Source organism: Neotamlana nanhaiensis (assembly GCF_000943555.1).
GTDB lineage: Bacteria > Bacteroidota > Bacteroidia > Flavobacteriales > Flavobacteriaceae > Neotamlana > Neotamlana nanhaiensis.
The window spans coordinates 129,444-153,889 of sequence record NZ_JTDV01000005.1 but is presented as its reverse complement, the minus strand read 5'-3'; the positions used below and the strand labels follow the sequence as shown (position 1 = coordinate 153,889).

Genomic DNA, 24,446 nt, shown 5'->3' with positions numbered 1-24,446 from the left:
AATATAGTTTGGTTTAGCCTTTATTGGTTAAAATTGTGTTAATAGAAATTTTATTACGTTAAATGATGTCTTTTATAAGCTCGGGCGGTCTGCCAACTACTGCTTTTTTGTTGTTAATAACTATTGGCCGTTCAATGAGTTTAGGATTTTGAACCAAAGCTGAAATTATTTGGGAATTTGATAACGTTTTACCTTTAAAATTATCTTTCCAAATGGCTTCATTTTTTCTAACTAAATCAATTGGTGTAATATTTAAAAGCTGAATAATTTCAAGTAGTTCTTCTTCAGTTGGGGTGTTTTCAAGATATTTAACAATTTTAAATTCTTTCCCCGATTTTTCAAGTATTTCTAAACCTTCACGCGATTTTCTGCAGCGATTATTGTGGTAAATGGTTATCATATTATGTTTATGTTAAACGGTTTTAGTTGCTCAATTAATTTTTCGGGCGATTCAAAATGAATCCCATTAATACCTAAATTATTCGCAGCATTTATATTTCTATGGTTGTCGTCAATAAAAATGGCATTTTCTGCTGTAATGTTGTAACGCTCTAAACAAATATTGTAAATATCATCAAACGGTTTACGTGTTTTTTCATCACCAGAAACCACAATGCCTTCAAACCATTGTAAAAATTCATAACGTTGTAAAGCAATAGGGAATAATTCGGAACTCCAATTGGTTAAAGCAACTACTTTGTAATTTTCGTTTTTTACAAAATATTCTAAGATTTTTACTGTACCTTCAATTGGCCCAAGAAGCATTTCTTCCCAACGCCCGTAATACTGTAAAATTTCAGTTTTGTACTCAGGATATTTGGCCGTTAAAACTTTATTGGCTTCTTCAATGGTTCGTCCGGCATCTTGAGCTTCGTTCCAATCGAGTGTGCAAATATTTTGAATAAACCACTTGGCTTTTTCGGCATCGCCATTAAAAACTTTAGTAAAAACGTGTTCGGGGCTCCAGCCAATTAAAACGCCTCCAAGATCGAATATTATAGTATTTATTTGTTTCATAATTGATTGTTGTCTTCGGTTTTTTGCCCCATTAACATTAAATACGATTTTAAAAAGGCATCAATATTACCATCCATTACGGCATCAACATTTCCGGTTTCGTAACTAGTACGCACATCTTTTACCAATTTATAAGGGTGCATTACATAATTTCGAATTTGGCTTCCCCATTCAATTTTCATTTTACCAGCTTCAATATCTTCACGTTGGGCTAATTGCTTTTGTAGTTCTATTTCATATAACTGCGATTTAAGCATTTGCATAGCTCTGGCGCGGTTATCGTGTTGAGATCGGGTTTCGGAACATGAAATTTGAATACCTGTTGGTTTATGCGTAAGCTGTACTTTGGTTTCAACTTTGTTTACATTTTGTCCACCAGCTCCACTAGATCGTGCTGTTGTAATTTCAATATCGGCGGGGTTTATTTCAATTTCAATAGTGTCATCAACTAGCGGGTAAACATACACCGAAGCAAAACTTGTATGGCGTTTGGCATTGCTATCAAAAGGGGAGATGCGTACCAATCGATGCACGCCATTTTCACCTTTAAGCCAACCAAAAGCAAAATCGCCTTCAATTTCTAGAGTAACAGTTTTTATACCAGCAACATCGCCTTCCTGGAAGTTAAGTTCTTTTACTTTAAATCCGCTTTTTTCGGCATACATTAAATACATGCGCATAAGCATGCTTGCCCAGTCGCAACTTTCGGTGCCACCAGCTCCAGCTGTAATTTGCAATACGGCACTTAGGCTATCGCCCTCGTCGGAAAGCATGTTTTTAAACTCCAGTTTTTCTATGGCTTCAAGTGCTTTTTGGTAGCGACTTTCAACATCTTCGGCAGTGGCTTCGTCTTCTTTATAAAACTCGTAAATTACTTCTAAGTCTTCAGCTAAAGTTTTTGAAGTGTCGTAGTCTTTAACCCAACTTTTCTTTTCACGAAGCGATTTCATTACCAATTCGGCTTGTTTAGAGTCGTTCCAAAAATTGGGGTCGAAGGTTTGTTCTTCTTCGTTTTGTATTTCTATAAGTTTAGCTTCTATGTCAAAGATAGTGCCTTAGTTTGTCAAGGCGGGTGTTTAGATCTTTTACTTGATCGAGTGTAATCATAATCATTTAAAATTTGCTATAAAAATACTATACTTTTTATAAAAAAAGCTATGATTTACCTTTTATTGTTGTTGGGAATTTTGATGACTTTTAGAATGATAATTATTTGAAGAAATTAATGTTTTTACAGGAAGACAATCGTTAAAAGTTGCGCCATGAGAAATTTTAATATAATTGCTGTTAATACCTGATTTGTTAATAACATCGAAACCAATCCAACCAAAACTAGGTAAGTAACAGGTTGCCCAAAAATGAATTTTAAAAGAGTTGTTTTGATGAAAATAGCCAGAAACAAACCGTGTTGGGATATGGTTTAATTTTGATAGATAACAGAATTGTTTGAGTTTTTCTTCTGAAGATTTTAATGCTTTAGAGAGATTTGTTGCGTGCATTAAGCTTTCTAAATTTTTAAAAATAGATATGTCTTGGTTGAAGCTATAAGTCTCATTATTTAAAGATTCTTCAGGATTTAAATTTAAAAAAAGTTTGAATTTTTGCTTAAAAGCTTCCGATGAAATGGTTTTGTAATTTAAAGCTATTTGTTTAGTTGTAAATTCAAAATTATGTGATAATTTATTCTTTATTTCAACTTTAAATTCAGCTTCAAAATTTAAATAACTCACCATTTTATTAGGTTTTATAGTTATTGTTTTATGTTTTGAATTATTAAAGTCTTCTATTAAATTTTTATTAATAATTACTTTAAAATGACTCGAAATTAATTTTTGTGTGTTGTTATTTTCAGGTGTTACTAAAAACGACCAAGCAGCTCCAGAAACGGGCTGCTTGAAAGTTTTGGCATAAGCGTATGTTATGGTGTAAATTGTTTTCACACCTAATTGGTTTTAGTAGTTAAAGTATTCTTCTTCTAATTTAGAGCTTATATTCATTAAGCATTTTAGCGTATCATCTATAAATTTACCTACGTTACTTTGTATTTCATTAATAGTTTTAAACTCGTAGTCTGCGCGCATTTTACCTATTAAAAATGCAGCAGAATTAACGGTTTTAACTTTGCTTGCATCTATATTGCATATATGAAAGTAAGTTTGGTTTAAACTATTCATTACCGATCGTGGGCAATTAGGATTTAATATTAAAAAGTTTAGCGTATTTAACTGTGCAGGAGATTTTCTATATAAACTACGCATCATATCATAAGACTCTGCACATTTAAGTAAAGTAGTCCATTCGTAACTGTTTCTAATAGGTTTAGAATAGCTACTTATAGCTTTTTTGGCATCAAATAATTTTGTTTGAATAATTCTAGTTATTTGTGTAGCGCGTTCTATATTAATACCTAACATGATTAAAGCAAAAATATCGTTATGCAATAATGTGCCTCGTATTTTACCACGTAAAATAGCCGTGTTTTCGGTAACGCTGGTAGTAAAGTCGTAAAGTCCATTTTTAACAAATCTATCCTTAGGATAATTCATTACAAAATGATAGAATTTATTGATGGCTTCGTAAAACTCTGTTGAAATTAAATCGCGTGCGTTACTGGCATTTTGTCGAGCTATTTTTATACAGCTTAAAATGGAATACAATTTATCTGGATTTAGGCCTACATTGTAAAGTACTTCTTCTTCAACTAATGTGCTTTCGTCTTCAACACGATCGTCTACCATTCCGTAAATAGAATTTAGTACAAATGGTCTAGACTGCGATAAAATATTGGGCGCATCGAGCGAAGAAAAATAGTTAACATTTAAAAATCGTGCCGTATGTTCGGCACGTTCAATATAGCGTCCCATCCAGAACAAATCGTTTGCAACTCTTGCTAGCATATAATTTTGTTTATTTTTTTAGTACCCAAGTATCTTTAGATCCGCCACCTTGAGACGAATTCACTATTAAATTTCCTTTTTTTAGCGCTACTCTAGTTAAGCCTCCTTTTAGCACAAATTCTTGATCTTGCCCTAACAAGGTATATGTTCTTAAATCTACATGGCGTTGCTCGAAAGAAGAGGAGTCTTCAATATAAGTGGCATGCACAGAAAGCGACATAATAGGTTGTGCTATATATTTTCTTGGGTTTTCTTTAATTACAATTTTTACTTTTTCTATTTCGTCTTTAGTAAGTTTACTTCCTATAGAAATGCCATAGCCTCCAGCTTCATCAACAGGTTTTATTACGAGTTTATCAATATTTTCTAGAATATATTTTAAATCGTCTGGCTTGCTACAATGATAGGTGTGTACATTGTTTAAAATAGGTTCTTCTTTTAAGTAATACCTTATAATTTCAGGCATGTATGTATATATGGCCTTATCGTCTGCAACACCAGTTCCTGGAGCATTTGCTAAAGTTACATTACCATTTATATAGGCTGAAAATAAACCTTTTACACCTAAAACAGAATCTTTATTAAAAACATCAGGATCTATAAAATCATCATCAATTCTTCTGTATATAACATCAACACGCTTTGGGCCGTAAATTGTTTTCATGTAAACAAAATCGTTTTCTACAAATAAATCACGCCCTTCAACAAGTTCAATGCCACTTGTTTTTGCTAAAAATTGATGCTCGTAATACGCAGAATTGTAAACACCAGGTGTTAAAATAACACAAGTAGGCGAATCTACGTTTTGTGGTTTTACAGATTCGAGCATTTCTAGTAAGTTTTCAGAGTAATCTGTAACGTTATGTATTTCATAATGATTAAAAACACCAAATAATGCACGTTTTAAAGCATTTCTATTTCCAACCACATAACTCACACCCGATGGGCAGCGAATATTATCTTCTAAAACATAGTATTTTCCATCGGAATGTTTAATTAAATCGGTTCCAGATATATGGTTATAAATTTTATTTGGCGGTGTAAAATTCATCATATCTTTAAGGTAATTCCCTGAAGAATTTATAAGCTCAATAGGCACAACACCGTCTCTAATAATATTACGATTATGATAAATATCCCATAAAAACTTATTTAGAGCTCTACACCGTTGTAATACCCCAGATTCGATAGTTTCCCACTCTTTGGCTTCAATTATTCTTGGGAATAAATCGAATGGGAATATTTTTTCTTGCGCTTTTTCGTCGCTATATACTTGAAAAGTAATGCCTTGATTGAAAAAAGAAGCCTTAGCTTTTTCGTTTAATGCAGCAAAATCTTGAATTGAATGATCCTTATATAAATCTAGAATTTTTTGATAAGTAGGCCTTACTTTATGATTTTTATCAAAAATTTCATCAAATAATGCCGTATTATTTTGATAGGAAGAAAATATAGGATTTGTAATCATTACGCTATCTAATTTATTTTTACCAAATTACATAATTATTACATTTTTAGAGATGATAATTACTTATTAATATGATTATTTTGTTATTAAAATATTATTTTTTTGTATTCAAAATTGTCATAATTTTAATTTGTAGTAAAATTATAGGTGAATTATTGACGAGGTTTTAATAAACTTAAGTTTTAAAGTCTTAATAAACAGTTTTTTATGATTATAGATTTAAGAAGCGATACGGTTACAAAGCCATCTAAACCAATGCTAGAAGCTATGCTGCAAGCGCAAGTAGGCGACGACGTTTTTCGTGAAGATGTTACTGTAAATAAATTAGAGCAAAAAGTAGCTTACCTATTTGGTAAAGATGTGGCCTTGTTTTTTCCAAGTGGCACTATGGCGAATCAAACAGCTATGAAATTGCATACAAACCCTGGTGAGCAAGTTATTTGTGATAAATATGCGCATATTTTTAATTACGAATCTGGTGGTGCATCATTTAATAGTGGTGTGTCCTGTAATTTGTTGGATGTGAATAATGGTTTTTTTAAGGCTGAAGATGTGGAAAAAGCTATTAACCCCGATGCCTATTATTACAGTAAAACAAGCTTAGTTGAAATTGAAAATACAGCAAATAGACGAGGAGGATCGTGTTGGGACTTTAACGAAATTGAAAAAATTAAAACTGTTTGTAAAAACCATAATTTAGGTTTTCATCTTGATGGAGCACGTTTGTGGAATGCCTTGGTGGCTAAAAACGAAACCACAGCCCAATACGGAGAAGTTTTCGACACCATTTCGGTGTGCTTAAGTAAAGGTTTAGGGTGTCCTGTAGGCTCGGTTTTAGTTGGCGATGCCCATATTATGAAGGATGCGCTTAGGATTCGAAAGGTTTTTGGTGGTAATATGCGACAAGCTGGTTATTTAGCTGCAGCCGCTATTTATGCTTTAGATAATAACATAGAACGGTTAGCTGATGATCATAGAAGAGCCAAGGAAATAGGGGACGTTTTAACTAAATTGACAGTTATTAAATCGGTTGAACCTATAGAGACAAACATTGTGATTTTTGAGTTGAATGATGATGTAAACGAAACGGAGTTTGTTAAGAAATTAGCCAGCAATAACATTCACATTATAAGTATGGGCGGTAATAAACTACGAATGGTAACACATTTAGATTATACCGATACAATGCATGAGGAAGTAATACAAGTACTTAGCCAATTATAATGAAATCAAAAAAAAGAGCATTCAAAAATAAATGCTCTTTTTATATTCTATTTAAACAAATCCATTCCAGGAATATTTGGCATCCCTTCTTTAGCTACAGCAGCGAGTTCTGCTTCATTTATTTTTGTAGCTTTTTCAATGGCCTTATTTAAGGTAATGATTAAATAATCTTCAAGTTCTTCTTTATCTTGCAGTAATTCATCTGCAATTTCAATAGATTTTATCGTTCTGTTCGCGGTTAAAGTGATTTTTAATTTATTATCGCTACTACTTTCATCAACTAAAACCGTATCAAGTCGTTTTTTCGTGTCTTCTACTTTTTGTTGGGTTTCTTTAAGTTTTCCCATCATATTCATCATATCTCCAAACATGTCATTTAAATTTTATATTTCGGTTACAAAACTATTTAATTTTTCTATTTTTGAGGGCTAAAATTCTAAGATTTATTTCCTTTTGAAAAAAGATATTCAAGCTCCTGTAGCTAAAAAAATAGCGAAGTCCTTACAAATTCATAACGATGTTAGAATCGATAATTATTATTGGTTAAATGAAAGAGAAAACCCAGAGGTAATCAATTATTTAAATGCTGAAAATGATTATACTAAAAGTATGATGGCGCATACCGAAGATTTTCAAAAACAATTATTTGAGGAAATGAAAGGTAGGATTAAAGAAGATGATGCTACAGTACCTTATAAACTTAATGGTTATTGGTATATTACACGTTTTGAAACAGGTAAAGATTACCCAATTTATTTACGTAAAAAGGAAACGCTTGATGCTCCAGAAGAAATACTTTTCGATTGTAATGTTTTGGCAAAAGATCATGCCTATTTTAACTTAGGTAGTATTTCGATTAGTCCAGATAATACCATGGCAGCTTTTTCAACCGATACGGTAAGCCGCCGACAATATAACATTCAAATAAAGAATTTAGTAACAGGCGAAATTCTTGATGATAAAATTTTAAACACCACAGGTCGTGCCACATGGGCGAACAATAATAAAACTTTGTTTTATACCAGAAAAGACGAGGTAACCTTACGGTCGCATAAAATTTATAAGCATAAATTAGGTGAAAATGTAGCAGATGATCAAGAGGTGTTTTACGAAACCGATGAAACCTACAATACGTTTGTTTACAAAACAAAATCGAAAAAGTACATTATCATAGGTTCATCTAGTACGCTAACTACAGAGTATCGTATATTAAATGCAGATACACCCGATGGCGAGTTTAAAATTTTTCAAGAGCGTACGCAAGAATTAGAATATTCTATTGCGCATTATAAAGATAGCTTTTACATCATTTCTAATGCAGATGGCGCTCAAAATTTTAAAGTTTCTAAAACTAGTGAGCTTAATACGGAATTAAAGTATTGGGAAGATGTAATTCCACATCGTAAAGCGGTTTTAATTGAAGATTTAGAGATTTTTAAAGATTATTTAGTCATTAATGAGCGTGAAAACGGATTGAACAAATTACGAATAATGAGCTGGAATGGTGACGAAGATTATTATTTACCATTCAACTCAGAAACCTATACCACATATATTGGTAATAACCCTGATTTTAATAGTAATGAGTTACGCTACGGGTACAATTCGTTAACGTCACCAAGCTCGGTAATCGATTATAATTTCAAGACTAAAACGAGCGAAATTAAAAAGGAGCAAGAGGTTTTAGGCGGTAAATTTAAAAAAGAAAATTACGAGTCTAAACGTATCTGGGCCACGGCACGCGATGGTGTAAAAGTACCTATTTCGTTGGTTTACAAAAAAGGTGTGAAGCTAGATGGAAGTAATCCGTTGTTACAGTACGCTTACGGATCTTATGGTTCGACTATAGACCCGTCGTTTTCAACCATTCGTTTAAGTTTGCTCGATCGCGGATTTATTTATGCCATTACACATATTCGAGGTGGAGAATATCTAGGGCGCGATTGGTATGAAAACGGAAAATTATTAACCAAAAAGAACACGTTTACCGATTTTATAGATTGCTCAAAACATCTTATTCAACAAAATTATACATCAGCTAAACATTTATACGCTTATGGAGGTTCTGCTGGCGGATTATTAATGGGAGCAGTCATTAATATGAACCCTGAATTGTACAATGGAGTATTGGCAGCTGTACCTTTTGTAGATGTGGTTACAACCATGTTAGACGATACAATTCCTTTAACCACAGGAGAATACGACGAGTGGGGAAACCCCAACAATAAGGAGTATTACCATTATATGAAGTCATACTCACCTTATGATAATGTTGAAGCTAAAGCTTATCCTAATATGTTAGTTACTACTGGCTTACATGATTCGCAGGTGCAATATTGGGAACCCGCAAAATGGGTGGCTAAACTTCGAGAGTTGAAAACAGACAATAATAAATTATTACTGCATACCGATATGGATTCTGGTCATGGCGGTGCTTCAGGACGTTTTGAAAGCCTTAAAGAAGTGGCTTTGGAATATGCCTTTTTGTTAGATTTAGAGGGAATTTATGGTTGATAAAAAAAAAAGTTATACTTTTGTCGGGTTATAAGCTGCTTTTTTTACACTTATTAAAAGTAGCTTAAAAATAACTTTTATGAAAAACAGAAATCAAGTATTTGATAATGTATTAGATTTAGTCGGTAATACACCACTTGTAAGACTAAATAAAATTACTTCGGATTTTGAAGGAGATTTTTTTGCAAAAATAGAATCTTTTAATCCAGGTCAATCATCAAAAGACAGAATAGCACTTTATATTATTGAAGAAGCCGAAAGAAAAGGTATTCTTACTCCAGGCGACACTATAATTGAAACAACCTCAGGAAATACAGGCTTTAGCATAGCTATGGTAAGTATTATTAAAGGTTATGAGTGTATTTTAGCGGTTAGTTCAAAATCATCTGCCGATAAAATAGATATGTTAAAAACCATGGGTGCTAAGGTGTATGTGTGTCCAGCACATGTAAGTGCCGACGACCCAAGATCGTACTACCAAGTTGCAAAACGTTTACACGAAGAGCGTAAAGGTTCGGTTTATATCAATCAGTATTTTAACGAACTAAATATAGAAGCACATTACCATTCTACCGGACCTGAAATATGGAATCAAACAGGTGGAGAAATTACACATTTGGTAGCTTGTAGCGGTACTGGTGGAACAATATCTGGAACAGCGCGATATTTAAAAGAGCAAAACCCTAATATTAAAGTTATTGGTGTTGATGCATTTGGTTCGGTAATTAAAAAATATCACGAAACTAGAGAGTTCGATGCCAAAGAAATTTATCCTTATCGCATTGAAGGTTTAGGAAAAAACTTAATTCCTTCAGCTACAGATTTTGATGCCATAGATGAATTTATAAAAGTAACCGACGAAGAAAGTGCGCATACAGCAAGACAGATTGCAAAAACCGAAGGAATCTTTGCAGGCTATACATCAGGTGCTGTAATGCAGGCAATTAAGCAATTAGGTGAAGCAGGTAGGTTTAAAAAAGGTGATAAAGTAGTCGTTATTTTTCCAGACCACGGCTCGCGATATATGAGTAAAGTTTACAGCGAAAAATGGATGAGCGATCAAGGATTTTTCGATAGCGTTAACGAAGCGTCTACTCAAAAAATTGAGTATATAAAATAAAAAGATGCATTTTATTGCATAAATGGTGTTTTACCTAAAAGTAGAGCACCATTTTTTGTTTATTTTAAGAATAATTGAACCTTAAAAATTATGTTCAATACTTTAAAATATGTAATTTTGCGTCCACTAAATAAAAACGATTTCAATATTTTATGTCGTAAAATTTGAATTGTTTTAGTTATAACTTTAATAGCCATAAGAATTAATTAATGAAAGATTTATTTGATAAAATTTACAGAGATAAAGGGCCTTTAGGAAAGTGGGCTTCTCATGCTGAAGGATATTTTGTGTTTCCTAAATTAGAAGGAGAAATTTCAAATAGAATGAAGTTTCAAGGTAAAGAAGTTATAACATGGAGTATTAATGATTACTTAGGGTTAGCTAACCACCCAGAGGTTAGAAAGGTTGATGCTGAAGCTGGTGCAAAATACGGTTCGGCTTACCCAATGGGAGCTAGAATGATGTCTGGTCATACCGATTTACACGAGCAGCTTCAAAACGAACTAGCAGCTTTCGTTAATAAAGAAGCTGCTTATCTATTAAATTTTGGTTACCAAGGTATGGTGTCTACCATTGATGCCTTAGTATCAAAAAACGATATTATTGTTTACGATGTCGATGCACATGCCTGTATTATAGATGGTGTTCGTTTACATCACGGTAAGCGTTTTACTTATAAGCATAACGACGTTGAAAGTTTAGAAAAAAACTTAGAGCGTGCTACTAAAATGGCAGAACAAACTGGAGGAGGAATTCTTGTAATTTCTGAAGGTGTGTTTGGTATGCGTGGTGAGCAAGGTCGTTTAAAAGAAATAGTAGCCCTTAAAAAGAAATTTAAGTTTAGATTATTTGTTGATGATGCTCACGGTTTTGGTACACTTGGCGCAACTGGCGCAGGTGCAGGTGAGGAGCAAGGTGTGCAAGACGATATTGATGTGTACTTTGCAACTTTTGCTAAATCTATGGCAAGCACAGGTGCATTTATTGCCGCTGATCAAGAAATTATCGATTATTTAAAATACAACTTACGTTCGCAAATGTTTGCTAAATCGCTACAAATGCAATTAGTAGTTGGGGCATTAAAGCGTTTAGATATGCTTCGTACTATGCCTGAATTAAAGCAAAATTTATGGACAATTGTTGATGCGTTACAATCTGGATTAAAAGCACGCGGTTTCGATATTGGAACTACACAAAGTTGTGTAACACCAGTATATTTAAAAGGAAGTATTCCAGAAGCTATGGCATTGGTGAAGGATTTACGTGAAAACTATGGTGTATTTTGTTCTATTGTGGTGTATCCTGTAATTCCTAAAGGATTAATTTTATTGAGAATGATTCCTACGGCAACACATACATTACAAGATGTTGAAGATACACTTAATGCTTTCGATGCTATTAGAGAGCGTTTAGATAATGGTACTTACAAACGTTTATCGGCAGCTGTTATGGCCGCTATGGAAGATAAATAGTTTTAAAAATAAAATATATAATTTCCTGTTTGATTTTTTTAGTTGTCATTCCGAAACAATTTCGGGTTGACAAATAAAAATCAAACAGTTTTTTTATAACATCTTTTTATAAGTACGTCGGCGTTTAATAATCTTAGGATTAAAGTTTTTCCAAATATTTTGGATGGCTTTATTGTCTTCTAATTCTGGAGTTCTGTGGCAATTTTCAACGCCTCTCGCTTTAAAAATAGGGTAGTAATCGTTAAATAAAATGGCATGAACGCCTTTTCCTTGAAAATCTTCACGAATACCAATTAAATAGAAAATAACATCTTTACTGTGCTTTTTGGCGTGTAATAAATGCCTAAATCCAAATGGAAATAACTTACCGTTTGTTTTTTGAAGTGCTTCGGAAAAAGAAGGCATAACAATAGAAAAACCTACTAAATCTTTATTTTTATCAACTACAAACTTTATATATTCTGGGTTTATAAAGCTGATAAATTTTTTCTTAAAATAATTCTTTTGTACATCATTTATAGCTACAAACGACGATAACTTAGCGTAAGTTTCATTAAATAAATCGAACATTTTATCGACATGAGGCATCAAATCTTCAGTTTTCGTAAAATTTAAAGCCTCTAGTTTATAGCGGCGTTTTATTAGGGATTGAATTTTAGTGAAATTATCTGGATCTACATCTTTAAAAGAAAATACACTTTCAATATATTTTTTTTCGGTGCTATATTTTGCGGCTTCGTAATGTTTAATATAATATGGATGGTTGTACCAAGTTATCATGCTCGAAATGGTATTAAAACCTTCGCTCATTACACCAACTTTATCTAAATTAGAAAAGCCAACAGGTCCTTCAGTATATTCTAAATTGTGTGCTCTCCCAATTTCTTCAACTTTATTTAATAGTGTTTGCGACACCTCTAAATCATCAATAAAATCGAACCAACCAAAACGCATTTTTTTCTGGTTTAGCTCTTTTACTTCTTTCCAATTTACAATGGTAGCAACGCGTCCTACAAGTTGGTTGTTTTTATAGGCTAGAAATAATTTTGCTTCGGCATCAAGAAAAACAGGGTTTTCTTTGGTGTCGAACGATTTCATTTCTTGTTTAATTATAGGCGGTACCCAATATGGCGAGTCTTTGTATAGTTTAAACGGAAATTTTACAAATGTTTTTAAATCTGTTTTAGTGCGAACTTCTTTAAGTATAGTTGTATTCATATAATTGTTAAGCAAAAAGGCTTATTTAGAAATCTATAGATTGTTTTTGTCTACGTTTTGGTGCTGTATCGTTGGTTTTACTTTTTTTGTTTTTTGATTTGCCACCGCGTCTTTTCATAATATCTTTTTTGCTATTTCCATTATTTATCTCTTTATCACGATGAAAATCTAATCGATACGATGCTCCTATGGTGGCATTAAAAACCGATGGTGTGTCTTTCATATTTAATGTTACCGCTGTGTCTAACTGAAAATTTTTACTTAACAGGTAAGCGCCACCAGATCTAAATAAATTATCGGCGTAAAAATCGCTTTTAATGCCTTGGGTTTCAATAAAAGCAACCCATTTAGGGCTAAATGAACGAGTTAAAGTTAAAATGTATTGAAAATCGGATTGATCTGTGCCAATTCTATCTTTAATTAAATTCATTACAAAAACAAAGCCGCTAGTAAAATTATGTTGGGTAGCAATCATTATTTTAGGGCTAAAACCTTCAACACCAGCTGTAATATAAGGATTGTCTTCTGTGTCGTAATTAGCTCCTACATACACCGATACTGCTGGGATTAGCGATTTCCAATCGAAACGTTGGTTGGCTTTCCAACTGTATAAATTAGGCTTCTTGTCTTCAGCATTTTTATATGGGTCGTAAACCAAATATTTTGCACCAACCGCTAAAAATTTAAAATTACCTCGTTTATCATCGGTTGCAAATTGCGATTCAAATTTTTTGGTATCGCGTTGAAAAGTACCTTCAATATTTAATTCTAATTCTTCCCAAAGCAAACCATAACGCGCAGCAAAATCAACTCCAAACCCCGAGACTTTATAGGCAGGCGAAGGTGTGCGTTTTTCGTTAACCATATACGGGCCAACCTCAAGTTGTGCCACGTTGGTGCCTACCGAAAAGGCACTTCTCGAAACACCTGGGCGGTTAGAGTTTATAACATCGGTGTACTGGCTATAGCTTAAACTACAACAGCAAACCAGTAAAAAAAATAAGATAGATTTATTTGGGCTCATAATTAATAAAAAGGTGTAATTATTGGTTGTGTTCTTTATAGGTGCTTCAAATATAGAGATTTTATAAATTTTTTATCATTTTTCACCGTTTTTTAAATATTTAGAATTGTATTTTTGTTAAAAAATTAGTTTTATGCAATACGCATCTGTAGTTGGTTTAGTAAGAACGTTATTAATTATTCTATTGGTATACTTTGGAATAAAAATATTAGCGCGTTTATTTATGCCGTTTTTTCTGAAATTTGTAGCAAAAAAAGCCGAAGCTCGTTTTGGTGGACAATTTTCGCAGTATCAGCAACAACAACGAAATCAACAAAAAACAACAAAAGAAGGTGAAGTAATTATCGATAAAATACCAAATACTAAAGCTTCGAATAAAGATGTTGGAGAATATGTAGATTTCGAGGAAATTGATTAATTTTCAAATCCATATACAATTTATCTAAATGACCTTTTCTTTTAAAAAAATCCTTCCTCATGTATTAGTTTTAATTGGATTTGTAATTGTTTCGTTAGCTTATTTTAGTCCGGTTTTACAAGGTAAAGCGATTTACCAAAACGATATTGTGCAGTATATTGGTATGAGTAAGCAGCAAACCGATTTTAAGGCAACTACTGGCGAAGAAACCTATTGGACAAACAGTGCTTTTGGCGGTATGCCAACCTATCAATTAGGAGCACGATACCCTCATAATTATATTAAAAAACTCGATTTAGCACTACGATTTCTACCACGACCAGCCGATTATCTGTTTTTATATTTAATTAGTTTTTATGCGCTGTTATTGGTGTTAAAAGTCGATTTTAAACTTGCCGCTTTAGGCGCTTTAGCCTTTGGATTTTCAACCTATTTAATTATTATTTTAGGCGTTGGCCACAACAGTAAGGCGCATGCTATTGCTTATATGCCATTGGTTTTGGCAGGTATTTTACTTGTTTTTCAAAAGAAATATATTGGAGGCTTTTTACTTACTACCATAGCTATGGGGTTAGAGTTGGTTTCAAACCATTTCCAAATGACTTATTATCTCATGTTTTTGGTGGTTATTCTTGGTGTTGCCTATTTAATTGATGCTGTAAAAAAGAAAATATTACCGCATTTCTTTAAATCGGTTGCTATTTTGGTTGGCGCCGTGGTGTTGTCGGTAGCTTTAAACGCAACCAATATTTTAGCGACGCAAGAGTACGTAAAAGAAAGTAAACGTGGTAAAAGTGAATTAACAATAAATGGTGATGGCTCTCCAAAAGCAGTAACATCTGGTTTAAGTAAAGATTACATAACGCAATTTAGTTATGGTATTGCTGAAACATTTAATTTGTTTATTCCGCGTTTTATGGGGGGTGGTAACGGCGAAAATGTTGGTAAAGATTCTGCGACTTATGAAGCTGTTAGAAAATTAGGTGCTTCAACTACCGAAGCTGCCGAATTTGCACTAAGCGCACCTATGTATTGGGGCGATCAACCCATTGTTGAAGCACCAGCTTACATTGGTGCAGTAGTTGTCTTTTTATTTGTTTTTGCTTTATTTTTAGTAAAAGGCCGCTTAAAATGGTGGCTTGTTGGTGGTGCAATTTTCTCATTACTCTTATCCTATGGGAAAAACTTAGGGTTTTTAACCGATTTCTTTATCGATTATGTGCCGCTTTATAATAAGTTTAGAGCTGTGACTTCAATACAAGTTATTTTAGAGTTATGTGTGCCTGCATTGGCCATATTTGGTTTGGTGCGATTGTTTAATAATTTTGAAAAAGATGAAGAAAAGCTAAAGGCATTAAAATACGCTACAGCTATTACAGGTGGTTTAGCGTTGTTGTTTTTACTGTTAAAATCGACGTTGTTTGATTTTGTTGGAGTTAACGATGGGTATTATCGTCAAAATTATGGACCAGTCTTTGTTGATGCATTAAAAACAGATAGAAAATCATTATTTACTCAAGATACGCTTCGCAGCTTTATATTGGTTTTACTGGCGGCTGCAGGTATTTTTTACTATTTAAAAAACAAATTAAAAGAGCGGTGGTTAATTGCGGTTTTTGCAGTTTTAATTTTGTTTGATTTGGTAGGTGTGGACAGACGTTATGTTAACAACGACGATTTTGTGTCGAGCATCGCTATGAGTAAACCTTTTAATGCAAATCCTATTGATAATGAAATTTTAAAGGATAAATCGCATTTTAGAGTGTTCGATTTAGTTTCAGGGCCATCAAAACCTTCTTATTTCCATAATTCGCTAAACGGTTATAACGCTGCCGAGTTACGCCGTTACAGTGAAGTATTCGAGTGGTATGTATCTAAAAACAATATGAATGTGCTAAATATGCTTAATACCAAGTATATTATTGCACAAGACCAAGAAGGCAAAATGTTTCCTTATAAAAATGATGAAGCTAACGGTAATGCTTGGTTTGTTGAAACATTAATCAAAGTTGATTCGGCTAACGAAGAAATTAAACTACTAGATAGCTTAAGTAATAAAAAGGAAGCGGTTTACACTGCTAAAAATGCGTTAACCAATATTAAAGCGAATTATGTGGTTGATTCTTTAGCTAAAATAGAAATTAAACAAGTTACTCCAAATTATTTAAAATACGAAAGCACTAATACAAATGATGGTTTTGCAGTGTTTTCGGAAGTGTATTATCCGCATGGTTGGAAAACCTTTATCGATGGCAAGCAAGTTGAACATATGCGTGTAGATTATGTATTACGTGGTTTGGCTATTCCTGCGGGAACTCATACTATTGAGTTTAAATTTGATCCAGATGTTGTGAAAACAGGAAGTAACATTACTTTGGCGAGCTCTATTTTATTGGCGGTTTTACTTTTAGGCGGATTATTCTATCAATTTAAAACCAGAAATTTGCTCGAAACCAATGAGTAAAAAAAAAGTTTTAATAATTGCATATTATTGGCCGCCTGCGGGTGGTCCAGGAGTGCAACGTTGGTTAAAATTTGTAAAATACCTGCCAGAATTTAATATCGAACCTATTGTTTATGTGCCAGAAAACCCCAACTATCCCATAATTGATGAAAGTTTGTTGGCGGAAATTCCTAAAAACATTACCGTTTTAAAACAGCCTATTAAAGAACCTTATAAACTAGCTGGGTTGTTCTCTAAAAACAAATCGAAAACCATTAGTAAGGGCATTATTACCGAAAAAGAAAACCAAAGTTTTATTGAAAAGTTAATGCTTTTTGTTCGAGGTAATTTTTTTATTCCAGATGCACGAAAAAATTGGGTAAACCCTTCATTTGTATTTATTAAGAATTATTTATCTAAAGTAAAAATTAAATCGATTATTACTACTGGGCCACCACATAGTTTGCATTTAATTGGCTTAAAATTGAAGCAAGAATTAGGTGTGCATTGGATTGCTGATTTTCGGGACCCGTGGACAACCATCGGTTACCATAAACAGTTAAAACTTTTAAAATCTTCAGCAGAAAAACATAAACAATTAGAACATGAAGTTTTAAATGAAGCCGATAAAATATTAGTCACCAGTTTTACTACCAAAAAAGAGTTTCAGAATATAACTAAAAAGCCAATTGAAGTCATTACAAATGGTTACGACGACGAAAAAGTGGAAAGCACGACGTTAGATTTTAAGTTTACCATTTCGCATATCGGCTCGTTATTATCAAAACGGAATCCAGAAGTGTTATGGCGTGTTTTGAGTGATTTGCTTAAAGAAAACGACGCTTTTTCAAAGGATTTACAACTCAATTTTGTTGGACTTTTAAGTGAAAATGTGTTAGAATTTTTAAAAAATTATAATTTAAGTGATTGTATAAATAATGTAGGTTATGTTTCGCATAATGAATCTATTAAATTTCAAAAAAAATCACAATTACTGTTGCTTATTGAAATTGACTCCGAAGATACAAAGTGCATCATTCCAGGAAAACTGTTTGAGTACATGGTCGCCCATCGGCCTATTATAGCTATTGGTCCAAAAGGTTGGGATGTTGAAACTATAATTACCGAAACTAACACAGGAAAATATTTTACTTATAGCGATTACGATGCGCTTAAAACAACTATATTACAACATTATAAAGCGTATAAAAACAATACGTTACATGTGAATCCAATTGGATTTCAAAAATATCATAGAAAAGCACTAACCGAACAATTAGCGAAGTTACTATAATGGGTATTGTTGCAAATCAATCCTTTAAAAACATTATTTTAACCTATTTGGGTTTCCTAATAGGCGGTATAAATACCTTGTTTTTATATACCAAGTTTTTAAGCACGCAACAATATGGCATGGTAAATTATATGTTGTCTTTGGCAACAGTTTTAACACCGCTAATGGCTTTTGGTGTGCATAATACCTTAGTGAAATTTTATTCGGTGTTTAAAACACGTGTATCATTAAATAGTTTTTTAACCTTAATGCTATTTTTGCCACTTATTGCTGTAATTCCGGTTGTTGGCGCTACTTATGTTTTTAATGAAAGTATTAGTGATTTTTTAGCTATTAAAAACGAAATTATTAAAAATTACATTTGGCATACTTGTATTATAGCCGTGGCTTTAGGGTATTTTGAAGTGTTTTTTGCTTGGATAAAAGTACAGATGAAAACCGTTTTTGGCACGTTTATGAAAGAGGTTTTTCATAGGGCAGGAGCTATGGTGTTACTTATTTTGCTGTATTTTAAACTGATAGATTTAGACCTATTTATGAATGGTTTAGTAGCGGTTTATACACTAAAAATGCTGGTAATGAAGGTGTATGCTTTTAGTGTTAAATGGCCAGTGCTTACTTTTAAGCGCTTAAATAATATAAGTGCGATTTTAAAATACTCAATGTTAATTATTATTGCGGGCTCGATAGCAACGGTGTTGTTGGATGTCGATAAGGTAATGATGGGTAGTTACATAAACATCGAAAAAATAGCCTATTACAGTGTGGCGGTTTATATTGCGGCAGTAATTGCGGTTCCGCAACGTGCTATGCATCAAATTTTAATGCCACTTTCTGCTAAATATTTAAACGATAAGGATTACGGTTCATTAAAAGAATTATACCAAAAAAGTTCACTTAATTTAGTTATTGTTAGTGGTTTAATATTTTTATTAATTGTGCTAAATATCAATCAGTTGTATTTGCTTATGCCAAACTCTAATGCGTATAGTTCAGGACTTTTTGTACTGATTATTATTAGTGTGGTTAAACTTTACGATGCGCTTTTGGGGAGTAATAATGCCATTTTGTTTAATAGCGATTATTACCGCGTGGTATTGATTTTAGGTGTTATTTTAGTGCTAGTTATGGTGGTGTTAAATATGGTTTTTATCCCCATGTTAGGTATTAATGGAGCCGCCATGGCTACGTTTATTGCGGTGTTTTTATACAATACCGTTAAAATTAGCTTCGTGTATAAAAAGTTTAAAATGTTGCCTTTTTCGAAAGCTACAGCTAAAACCTTGGGCTTAATTGTTGTTTTTTCTGTGTTATTTTATTTTTGGGAATTTCCTTTTCACCCAATACTTGCGATGACTTGTAAGTCGTTTATTGTAACTGTTTTATATGTTTTTGTGGTATACCGATTTAATTTTTCTAAGGATATAACCGAGGTTTTAAAGCGGTATTTAAGATTTGTAAAATAATAGAATCATAAACAATCTACTTAAAAACAGAATATTAACAACAAGAATAAATGTGTAAAACCCAAACCTTAACCTGTTTAAAATCTTTTTTATTTATCCTTTTTATTCAATTAGGAATACATACGCAATTACATGCTAGTTCGGTGTCGTGTATTGTAAAAGCAAACATCGATAGCGTTTTTAAACTTCAAAAACCAATAAAAAATGAGGTCATTAAGCTTATTAGTTGGAATATTCAAGATTTTGGCCAAACCAAAGACGACAACGAAATTGCAATTATGGCCAACCTTTTAAAAGATTACGATATTATTGCGATACAAGAAGTAGTTGCTAAACACCCCGCAGGTGCGCAAAAAGTAGCGCAATTGGCAGACGAATTAAACCGAAAAGGTGCCAAATGGGATTATAGCATTAGTAATCCAACAAAAAGTCCGTCGGTGTATATGAGTGAGCGTTATGCATTTATTTTTAAAACCAGTAAAGTACAACTTTTAGGCAAGCCGTTTTTAGATGCTGAAGTAGCTTCACAAATAGTTCGCGAACCATTTATTGCACGGTTTAAGGCTAAAACGACTCAAAAAACATTTACTGTAGTTAATTTTCATTCCAGAAAACACAGCGATCATCCAGAGCTAGAGATTATTCATTTTAAAAATTATTTAAAACGATTTAACACAGCGCATTTGTTAATTGCTGGCGATTTTAACCTAAACGAAACCCATAATGTCTGGCATAGCTTGTATAATCAAGGGTTTGCATCGGCTGTAAAAAACACAAAAACCACCCTAAAACGCAAATGCAGTAATGGTGTTTATCGCAATCATAGCATCGATAATATATTTTATAGTAACAAAATTACATTTGTAAATGCCAATGCGGTCGATTTTGTAAAATCCTGTCAAAATTTACTAACCGCACGTTCCATTTCCGACCATTTACCAGTGTTTTTAAGTTTTTCAATTAAAGATTGATATAAATAAAAATGAAATAAACGTATGGGCTTATTCAATAAAATTTTAGGAAACGCGAGCGAAGTTTCAGCCGAAAAACTAAGCGAAAAATATGGGCGATTATTAACGAGCAACGAGCAAATAGAATTAGGCTTTAAATTACTTCGCGATGTGTTTATGTTTACAAATAAACGCTTAATCCTTATCGATGTGCAAGGTTTAACAGGAAGTAAAGTAGAATATAAATCGTTGCCATACAAAAGCATATCGAGGTTTCCGTTAGAAACTTCAGGGACCTTCGATTTAGATGCCGAACTAAAAATCTGGATTTCGAGTGAAAACTTACCATCTGTAAGCAAAAAATTTAATAAAAGTATCCATGTTTACGAAGTGCAAAAGTATTTCGCTGGTAAAGTGATGTAATTATTAGAAGCAAAAAATAATTTAATTAGTTTTTATATATTTATTTTGAATTAAATTATAGGTCAAGAAGAATAATTTCTTTATCGTGACTATAATAATTAAAAACGCTATGAACTATAAATCTATGAAATTTATATTTTTAAATATTCTGTTATTTTTTTTTGCTATTAACTTATGTGCTCAAAAAATGTCTTTGAGTAAACTAGAAAATATTTGTAATAAAGAAAATTGGGAGGACGTAAACCAAATTTTAATTTCTAACGGCTGGGAATATTATGAGTCTTCAAAAGGAGATTCTGATCGCTATAATACAATTACATGGTCTTTTAACAAATCAAAATATAACGATAAGGCATCAGGATGGTTTTATTTATATACGTACGAAGGATTTCCCAATAAAGTCGGGTATTCTGTATTTAATACAACAGAATACACATCAATTCAAAGTACCTTACGATCAAAGGGGTATAAATTAAAAAATAATGAAATTAGAGATGATGAACTTATTTCTAATTATTCGAATAAAAAATTTCTCCTAACTATTAGTACCGAAAAAAGAAAAAAAGACGAGTATTCTAGTTTGGAAAAAAGTTTTACTGCATATCATTTTGATTTAATTAAAAAATCCGGAATTTATGACCCTAACAACGGTTTCAAAACATTTTATTTTGAAGATTCTGATCAAATTGAGACACAATATAATATTGTAGATGGTAAAATCGAGGGAGTTGCAAAAGAATTTAACAGAAATGGAACACTAAAAACCGTAACCCCATATATAAATGATAAACGCCATGGAGAAGAGGTTAATTATTTGTATGATAATGAAACAGGTAATGTAAATGTGAAATTAATAACGAGTTATGTTAATGGTGCTATTGAAGGGTATACAAAAATAATTTTTTTAGATAATAAAAATAAGGAACATATATTATCAAAAGTTTATTATGAAAATAATTTAAGGCAAGGTCCAGCACAAGAAATCGCTAGTGATTCTTTGATTTTTTCGAATTATAGAGATGATAAACTTAATGGTTCTTATAAAATATATAGAGATTTAAATAAATTATTATTGGGAGGCATTATTAAAACAGACTCTACAAAACTTTTGCTAACAGATAGTGGTTCTTACGAAGATAATTTGAAAACTGGATTTTGGAAGCATTATAGTCTTTCAGGTGCATTAAGTGAAGGTAACTATAAAAAGGATCTAAAATCTGGGCTTTGGAAATTTTATCATCCAAAGTTTTTGAATGGTGATATTGAAGCTTCTTATTCGCAAGAACTTTTTCTTACAGAAAATTATAGCAATGGTATGAGAAACGGAGAAGTAGAGTATTTTTCTCAAATAAATTATACTACTTATAAATGTGAAGAGCATGATAATAGAAGTAAATCTAAAGATTCTTGTAGTAAACGTGAATATAAAAAAATACATTTATTGGCTAACTATATGAACAATGAGCTGCATGGAGCTTATGTAATGCATGACAGTTTAGGAATTTTAAGGTACAAGGGTAAATATAATAAAGGTAAAGAGGACGGTGAATGGATAGAATCTTATACCATTGAAACGGTGAAAGCCCCAATGTATGTGTTTAGAAAAGGAAATTACGAAAATGGCGTAAAACAAGGAAAATGGATTGAATATGTAAATGAGGATTTACCACTTTTAGAGATGAATTATGTTAATAATTCTTTAAATGGAAATTATATTTCATATAACTTAAATGGTACTAAAAAATATATAAAAAAATTTATAAAAGGTAACCTTGAAAGTGTCAAAGTGTTTGATTCTTTGGGCACAAAAATAAACAAAGAGTATGAAGTATTAAAAGAAACCTATAGTAATTACTCGGTTCGATACACTATAAATCTTGAAAATGGCGGTAAAAAGCAGGTTGATTATTATGTATATAAACCACAAAAAGAAATTTCTCATTTCGACTTTATTGATTTATTTAATCAGCAATTGCAAGAAGTTGGAAAAAGCTATAAAAACGGTATTTTTTTAACGTTTTTTCCTGATGGTAGTTTGGAAACTAAAGGTAATATGTTTAAGGGAGAAAAAACGGGTAAATGGGAAAATAATTACCCAAAACAAAACGTTAAAGTTATTACAAACTACAAGTCTAGAAAGGGTTTAATTTTATCTGAGTTTTATTATAATTTACAAACCAATAAATTTTTTAGTGGAGATTTTATTTATCGCAATAATAAAACAGGTGATTATCAAATTAGACGAATTAAAAATGGATATAGAAATGGTTTTACAACCTATTTCAATAGAGATGGTTTAAAGTTGAAAAAAGAAAAATATAAAGATGGAGTATTAAAAGAATAAATATTCTATAATTTCTTCTAAATTTATAAATCGAAAATGATTCTATCAAACTTCAACTTTTTAAAATCTTTGTATATCAATTTTTTGGGTTAGCATTTTTTCTGGAAAAAAAGGTTTTCAAGACCCGAGTGCTTCACTAACTAAAGTAGGTATACTTTCTGAAAAATTAGCGAGATATCTTATCGATTAAGAAGCGTTCAAGTAATTTATAATAAGAGACGAATATTACGTTAAAAAATTTTAGAATGACAAACTAGTACTCTTAGCTAAATTATTTCAATTTCTCCTACAATTCTAAAATCAAAGCCTTTAGAAGTCAATTTAGAGGACTGAAGAATACTGAACTCTTCATATGTAGATTAATAAAGATTTTTGTTTAAACTGCAACTTTTGAGCATGATCTATGATTCGCCTTTTTTTATGCGTTTCGCTATAGAGCAACCTTTGGCAAAACACATAAAAAAAAGCCTAATACATTCGTATTAGACTTTTACTGTTGTAGCGAGATCGAGATTTGAACTCGAGACCTCTGGGTTATGAATCCAACGCTCTAACCAACTGAGCTACCTCGCCATTTTTATATTTAGCAATACGGTAACAAGTTTAAACACTAGCTACATTGCTGTATTGCGGGTGCAAATATAATAACATTTATTAGGTTTGCAAATACTTATTTCAGAAAAAATTTATAAAATTTATTATTATACTAATTAACAAATTTATATATTAGGCAGCATAATCCTTAAACAATCCTATGGACGACAAAATTAAATTTAACATTGAATTTCCAATACACGCTTCTCCGCAGTTATTATACCAGTATATCTCAACACCTTCGGGTTTATCCGAATGGTTTTCAGATAATGTAAACTCTCGTGGTGAGTTATTTACCTTTATTTGGGACGACAGCGAAGAACAAGCAAAATTATTAAATAAAAAAAGTGGCGAACGTGTTAAGTTTAGATGGCTGGAAGATGAAGAGGACGGACAATCGTGTTATTTTGAAATTCGAATTCAGGTAGATGAAATTACCAAAGATGTATCGCTAATTATTACCGATTTTGCTGAAGAAGACGAGGTAGATGAAGCTAAAATGCTTTGGGATAATCAAATTTCGAGTTTAAAGCACGTTTTAGGTTCGGTATAACCAAAAA

Annotated in this window: 21 protein-coding genes and 1 tRNA gene; 12 read left to right on the top strand and 10 right to left on the bottom strand. The window is 32.2% G+C overall.

Features of this window, described 5'->3' with window-relative positions; all coding sequences use genetic code 11:
- Window positions 1-58: 58 nt before the first annotated feature.
- From arsC to PK35_RS08200, 6 genes are all read right to left on the bottom strand, one after another.
- On the bottom strand, window positions 59-400 hold the full coding sequence (gene arsC / locus PK35_RS08225) for an arsenate reductase (glutaredoxin) (RefSeq protein WP_044626226.1): 342 nt from the start codon (window positions 398-400) through the stop codon (window positions 59-61).
- On the bottom strand, window positions 397-1,017 hold the full coding sequence (locus PK35_RS08220; protein ID WP_044626225.1) for an HAD family hydrolase: 621 nt from the start codon (window positions 1,015-1,017) through the stop codon (window positions 397-399). Before PK35_RS08220 ends, arsC begins: the two co-directional genes overlap by 4 nt.
- Window positions 1,014-2,124 (bottom strand): peptide chain release factor 2 gene (gene prfB / locus PK35_RS08215; protein WP_117624662.1). Its coding sequence is split into 2 segments (ribosomal slippage): window positions 1,014-2,060 and window positions 2,062-2,124, totalling 1,110 coding nucleotides; the frame shifts between segments, so codons are not numbered across the junction. Before prfB ends, PK35_RS08220 begins: the two co-directional genes overlap by 4 nt.
- A gap of 62 nt (window positions 2,125-2,186) precedes the next feature.
- Window positions 2,187-2,957 (bottom strand): transglutaminase-like domain-containing protein, encoded by a 771-nt coding sequence (locus tag PK35_RS08210; protein WP_044626223.1) that lies wholly within the window; start codon window positions 2,955-2,957, stop codon window positions 2,187-2,189.
- Window positions 2,958-2,969: 12 nt separating this feature from the next.
- A complete protein-coding gene (locus tag PK35_RS08205) occupies window positions 2,970-3,914 on the bottom strand; it encodes an alpha-E domain-containing protein (RefSeq protein WP_044626222.1) in 945 nt (314 codons plus the stop codon).
- Between the two features lie 10 nt (window positions 3,915-3,924).
- Entirely contained in the window at window positions 3,925-5,382 is a 1,458-nt protein-coding gene (locus PK35_RS08200; protein WP_044626221.1) for a circularly permuted type 2 ATP-grasp protein, read from the bottom strand.
- Between the two features lie 207 nt (window positions 5,383-5,589).
- Here PK35_RS08200 and PK35_RS08195 point away from each other — a divergent pair, with 207 nt between their 5' ends.
- Window positions 5,590-6,606, top strand: coding sequence for a threonine aldolase family protein (locus PK35_RS08195; protein WP_044626220.1), 1,017 nt, complete (start codon window positions 5,590-5,592; stop codon window positions 6,604-6,606).
- Window positions 6,607-6,653: 47 nt separating this feature from the next.
- Here the strand turns inward: PK35_RS08195 and PK35_RS08190 are convergent, their stop codons facing one another.
- Window positions 6,654-6,977: a YbaB/EbfC family nucleoid-associated protein gene (locus PK35_RS08190; RefSeq protein WP_044626219.1), complete on the bottom strand. Its 324-nt coding sequence runs from the start codon at window positions 6,975-6,977 to the stop codon at window positions 6,654-6,656.
- An 82-nt stretch (window positions 6,978-7,059) separates the two neighbouring features.
- Between PK35_RS08190 and PK35_RS08185 the strand changes: the two genes are divergently transcribed.
- The 3 genes from PK35_RS08185 to capB all read left to right on the top strand — a co-directional run bounded on the left by PK35_RS08185 (window position 7,060) and on the right by capB (window position 11,712).
- A complete protein-coding gene (locus PK35_RS08185) occupies window positions 7,060-9,120 on the top strand; it encodes a S9 family peptidase (RefSeq protein WP_044626218.1) in 2,061 nt (686 codons plus the stop codon).
- A 79-nt stretch (window positions 9,121-9,199) separates the two neighbouring features.
- Entirely contained in the window at window positions 9,200-10,240 is a 1,041-nt protein-coding gene (gene capA, locus PK35_RS08180) for a cysteate synthase (RefSeq protein WP_044626217.1), read from the top strand.
- A gap of 209 nt (window positions 10,241-10,449) precedes the next feature.
- Complete coding sequence (gene capB, locus PK35_RS08175; protein WP_044626216.1) at window positions 10,450-11,712, top strand: cysteate-C-fatty acyltransferase; 1,263 nt, start codon at window positions 10,450-10,452, stop codon at window positions 11,710-11,712.
- A 93-nt stretch (window positions 11,713-11,805) separates the two neighbouring features.
- On the opposite strand, the gene PK35_RS08170 is transcribed toward capB, so the two are convergent.
- On the bottom strand, window positions 11,806-12,930 hold the full coding sequence (locus tag PK35_RS08170) for a hypothetical protein (protein WP_044626215.1): 1,125 nt from the start codon (window positions 12,928-12,930) through the stop codon (window positions 11,806-11,808).
- Between the two features lie 25 nt (window positions 12,931-12,955).
- Window positions 12,956-13,954 carry a transporter gene (locus tag PK35_RS08165; RefSeq protein ID WP_044626214.1) on the bottom strand — a complete coding sequence of 333 codons (999 nt, stop codon included), beginning with the start codon at window positions 13,952-13,954 and terminating at the stop codon, window positions 12,956-12,958.
- A gap of 133 nt (window positions 13,955-14,087) precedes the next feature.
- Between PK35_RS08165 and PK35_RS08160 the strand changes: the two genes are divergently transcribed.
- The 7 genes from PK35_RS08160 to PK35_RS08130 all read left to right on the top strand — a co-directional run bounded on the left by PK35_RS08160 (window position 14,088) and on the right by PK35_RS08130 (window position 23,292).
- Window positions 14,088-14,372 carry a DUF4834 family protein gene (locus tag PK35_RS08160; RefSeq protein ID WP_044626213.1) on the top strand — a complete coding sequence of 95 codons (285 nt, stop codon included), beginning with the start codon at window positions 14,088-14,090 and terminating at the stop codon, window positions 14,370-14,372.
- Between the two features lie 28 nt (window positions 14,373-14,400).
- Window positions 14,401-16,836 (top strand): YfhO family protein, encoded by a 2,436-nt coding sequence (locus PK35_RS08155; protein WP_044626212.1) that lies wholly within the window; start codon window positions 14,401-14,403, stop codon window positions 16,834-16,836.
- A complete protein-coding gene (locus PK35_RS08150; protein ID WP_044626211.1) occupies window positions 16,829-18,109 on the top strand; it encodes a glycosyltransferase family 4 protein in 1,281 nt (426 codons plus the stop codon). Before PK35_RS08155 ends, PK35_RS08150 begins: the two co-directional genes overlap by 8 nt.
- On the top strand, window positions 18,109-19,575 hold the full coding sequence (locus PK35_RS08145; RefSeq protein WP_044626210.1) for a lipopolysaccharide biosynthesis protein: 1,467 nt from the start codon (window positions 18,109-18,111) through the stop codon (window positions 19,573-19,575). The genes PK35_RS08150 and PK35_RS08145 overlap by 1 nt, the downstream gene beginning before the upstream one ends.
- Window positions 19,576-19,625: 50 nt before the next feature.
- Complete coding sequence (locus tag PK35_RS08140) at window positions 19,626-20,546, top strand: endonuclease/exonuclease/phosphatase family protein (RefSeq protein WP_052825932.1); 921 nt, start codon at window positions 19,626-19,628, stop codon at window positions 20,544-20,546.
- A gap of 24 nt (window positions 20,547-20,570) precedes the next feature.
- On the top strand, window positions 20,571-20,948 hold the full coding sequence (locus tag PK35_RS08135; protein ID WP_044626209.1) for a PH domain-containing protein: 378 nt from the start codon (window positions 20,571-20,573) through the stop codon (window positions 20,946-20,948).
- A 109-nt stretch (window positions 20,949-21,057) separates the two neighbouring features.
- On the top strand, window positions 21,058-23,292 hold the full coding sequence (locus PK35_RS08130) for a toxin-antitoxin system YwqK family antitoxin (RefSeq protein ID WP_238320901.1): 2,235 nt from the start codon (window positions 21,058-21,060) through the stop codon (window positions 23,290-23,292).
- A gap of 499 nt (window positions 23,293-23,791) precedes the next feature.
- Here the strand turns inward: PK35_RS08130 and PK35_RS08125 are convergent.
- A tRNA-Met gene (locus PK35_RS08125) sits at window positions 23,792-23,865 on the bottom strand.
- 181 nt (window positions 23,866-24,046) lie between these two features.
- Between PK35_RS08125 and PK35_RS08120 the strand changes: the two genes are divergently transcribed.
- The gene (locus tag PK35_RS08120) at window positions 24,047-24,439 is read left to right on the top strand and encodes an START-like domain-containing protein (protein WP_044626207.1); all 393 of its coding nucleotides are present in this window, start codon (window positions 24,047-24,049) and stop codon (window positions 24,437-24,439) included.
- The last annotated feature ends 7 nt before the right edge of the window (window positions 24,440-24,446 follow it).

What these genes read in the sequence shown, in the direction of transcription:
- PK35_RS08120 (WP_044626207.1), top strand. Translation starts at nt 24,047, where the DNA reads ATGGACGACAAAATTAAATTTAACATTGAATTTCCAATACACGCTTCT.
- PK35_RS08145 (WP_044626210.1), top strand. Translation starts at nt 18,109, where the DNA reads ATGGGTATTGTTGCAAATCAATCCTTTAAAAACATTATTTTAACCTAT.
- PK35_RS08165 (WP_044626214.1), bottom strand. Translation starts at nt 13,954, where the DNA reads ATGAGCCCAAATAAATCTATCTTATTTTTTTTACTGGTTTGCTGTTGT.
- capB (WP_044626216.1), top strand. Translation starts at nt 10,450, where the DNA reads ATGAAAGATTTATTTGATAAAATTTACAGAGATAAAGGGCCTTTAGGA.
- PK35_RS08150 (WP_044626211.1), top strand. Translation starts at nt 16,829, where the DNA reads ATGAGTAAAAAAAAAGTTTTAATAATTGCATATTATTGGCCGCCTGCG.
- PK35_RS08170 (WP_044626215.1), bottom strand. Translation starts at nt 12,930, where the DNA reads ATGAATACAACTATACTTAAAGAAGTTCGCACTAAAACAGATTTAAAA.
- capA (WP_044626217.1), top strand. Translation starts at nt 9,200, where the DNA reads ATGAAAAACAGAAATCAAGTATTTGATAATGTATTAGATTTAGTCGGT.
- arsC (WP_044626226.1), bottom strand. Translation starts at nt 400, where the DNA reads ATGATAACCATTTACCACAATAATCGCTGCAGAAAATCGCGTGAAGGT.
- PK35_RS08160 (WP_044626213.1), top strand. Translation starts at nt 14,088, where the DNA reads ATGCAATACGCATCTGTAGTTGGTTTAGTAAGAACGTTATTAATTATT.
- PK35_RS08140 (WP_052825932.1), top strand. Translation starts at nt 19,626, where the DNA reads ATGTGTAAAACCCAAACCTTAACCTGTTTAAAATCTTTTTTATTTATC.
- PK35_RS08130 (WP_238320901.1), top strand. Translation starts at nt 21,058, where the DNA reads ATGAACTATAAATCTATGAAATTTATATTTTTAAATATTCTGTTATTT.
- PK35_RS08200 (WP_044626221.1), bottom strand. Translation starts at nt 5,382, where the DNA reads ATGATTACAAATCCTATATTTTCTTCCTATCAAAATAATACGGCATTA.
- PK35_RS08135 (WP_044626209.1), top strand. Translation starts at nt 20,571, where the DNA reads ATGGGCTTATTCAATAAAATTTTAGGAAACGCGAGCGAAGTTTCAGCC.
- PK35_RS08195 (WP_044626220.1), top strand. Translation starts at nt 5,590, where the DNA reads ATGATTATAGATTTAAGAAGCGATACGGTTACAAAGCCATCTAAACCA.
- PK35_RS08220 (WP_044626225.1), bottom strand. Translation starts at nt 1,017, where the DNA reads ATGAAACAAATAAATACTATAATATTCGATCTTGGAGGCGTTTTAATT.
- PK35_RS08190 (WP_044626219.1), bottom strand. Translation starts at nt 6,977, where the DNA reads ATGTTTGGAGATATGATGAATATGATGGGAAAACTTAAAGAAACCCAA.
- PK35_RS08155 (WP_044626212.1), top strand. Translation starts at nt 14,401, where the DNA reads ATGACCTTTTCTTTTAAAAAAATCCTTCCTCATGTATTAGTTTTAATT.
- PK35_RS08205 (WP_044626222.1), bottom strand. Translation starts at nt 3,914, where the DNA reads ATGCTAGCAAGAGTTGCAAACGATTTGTTCTGGATGGGACGCTATATT.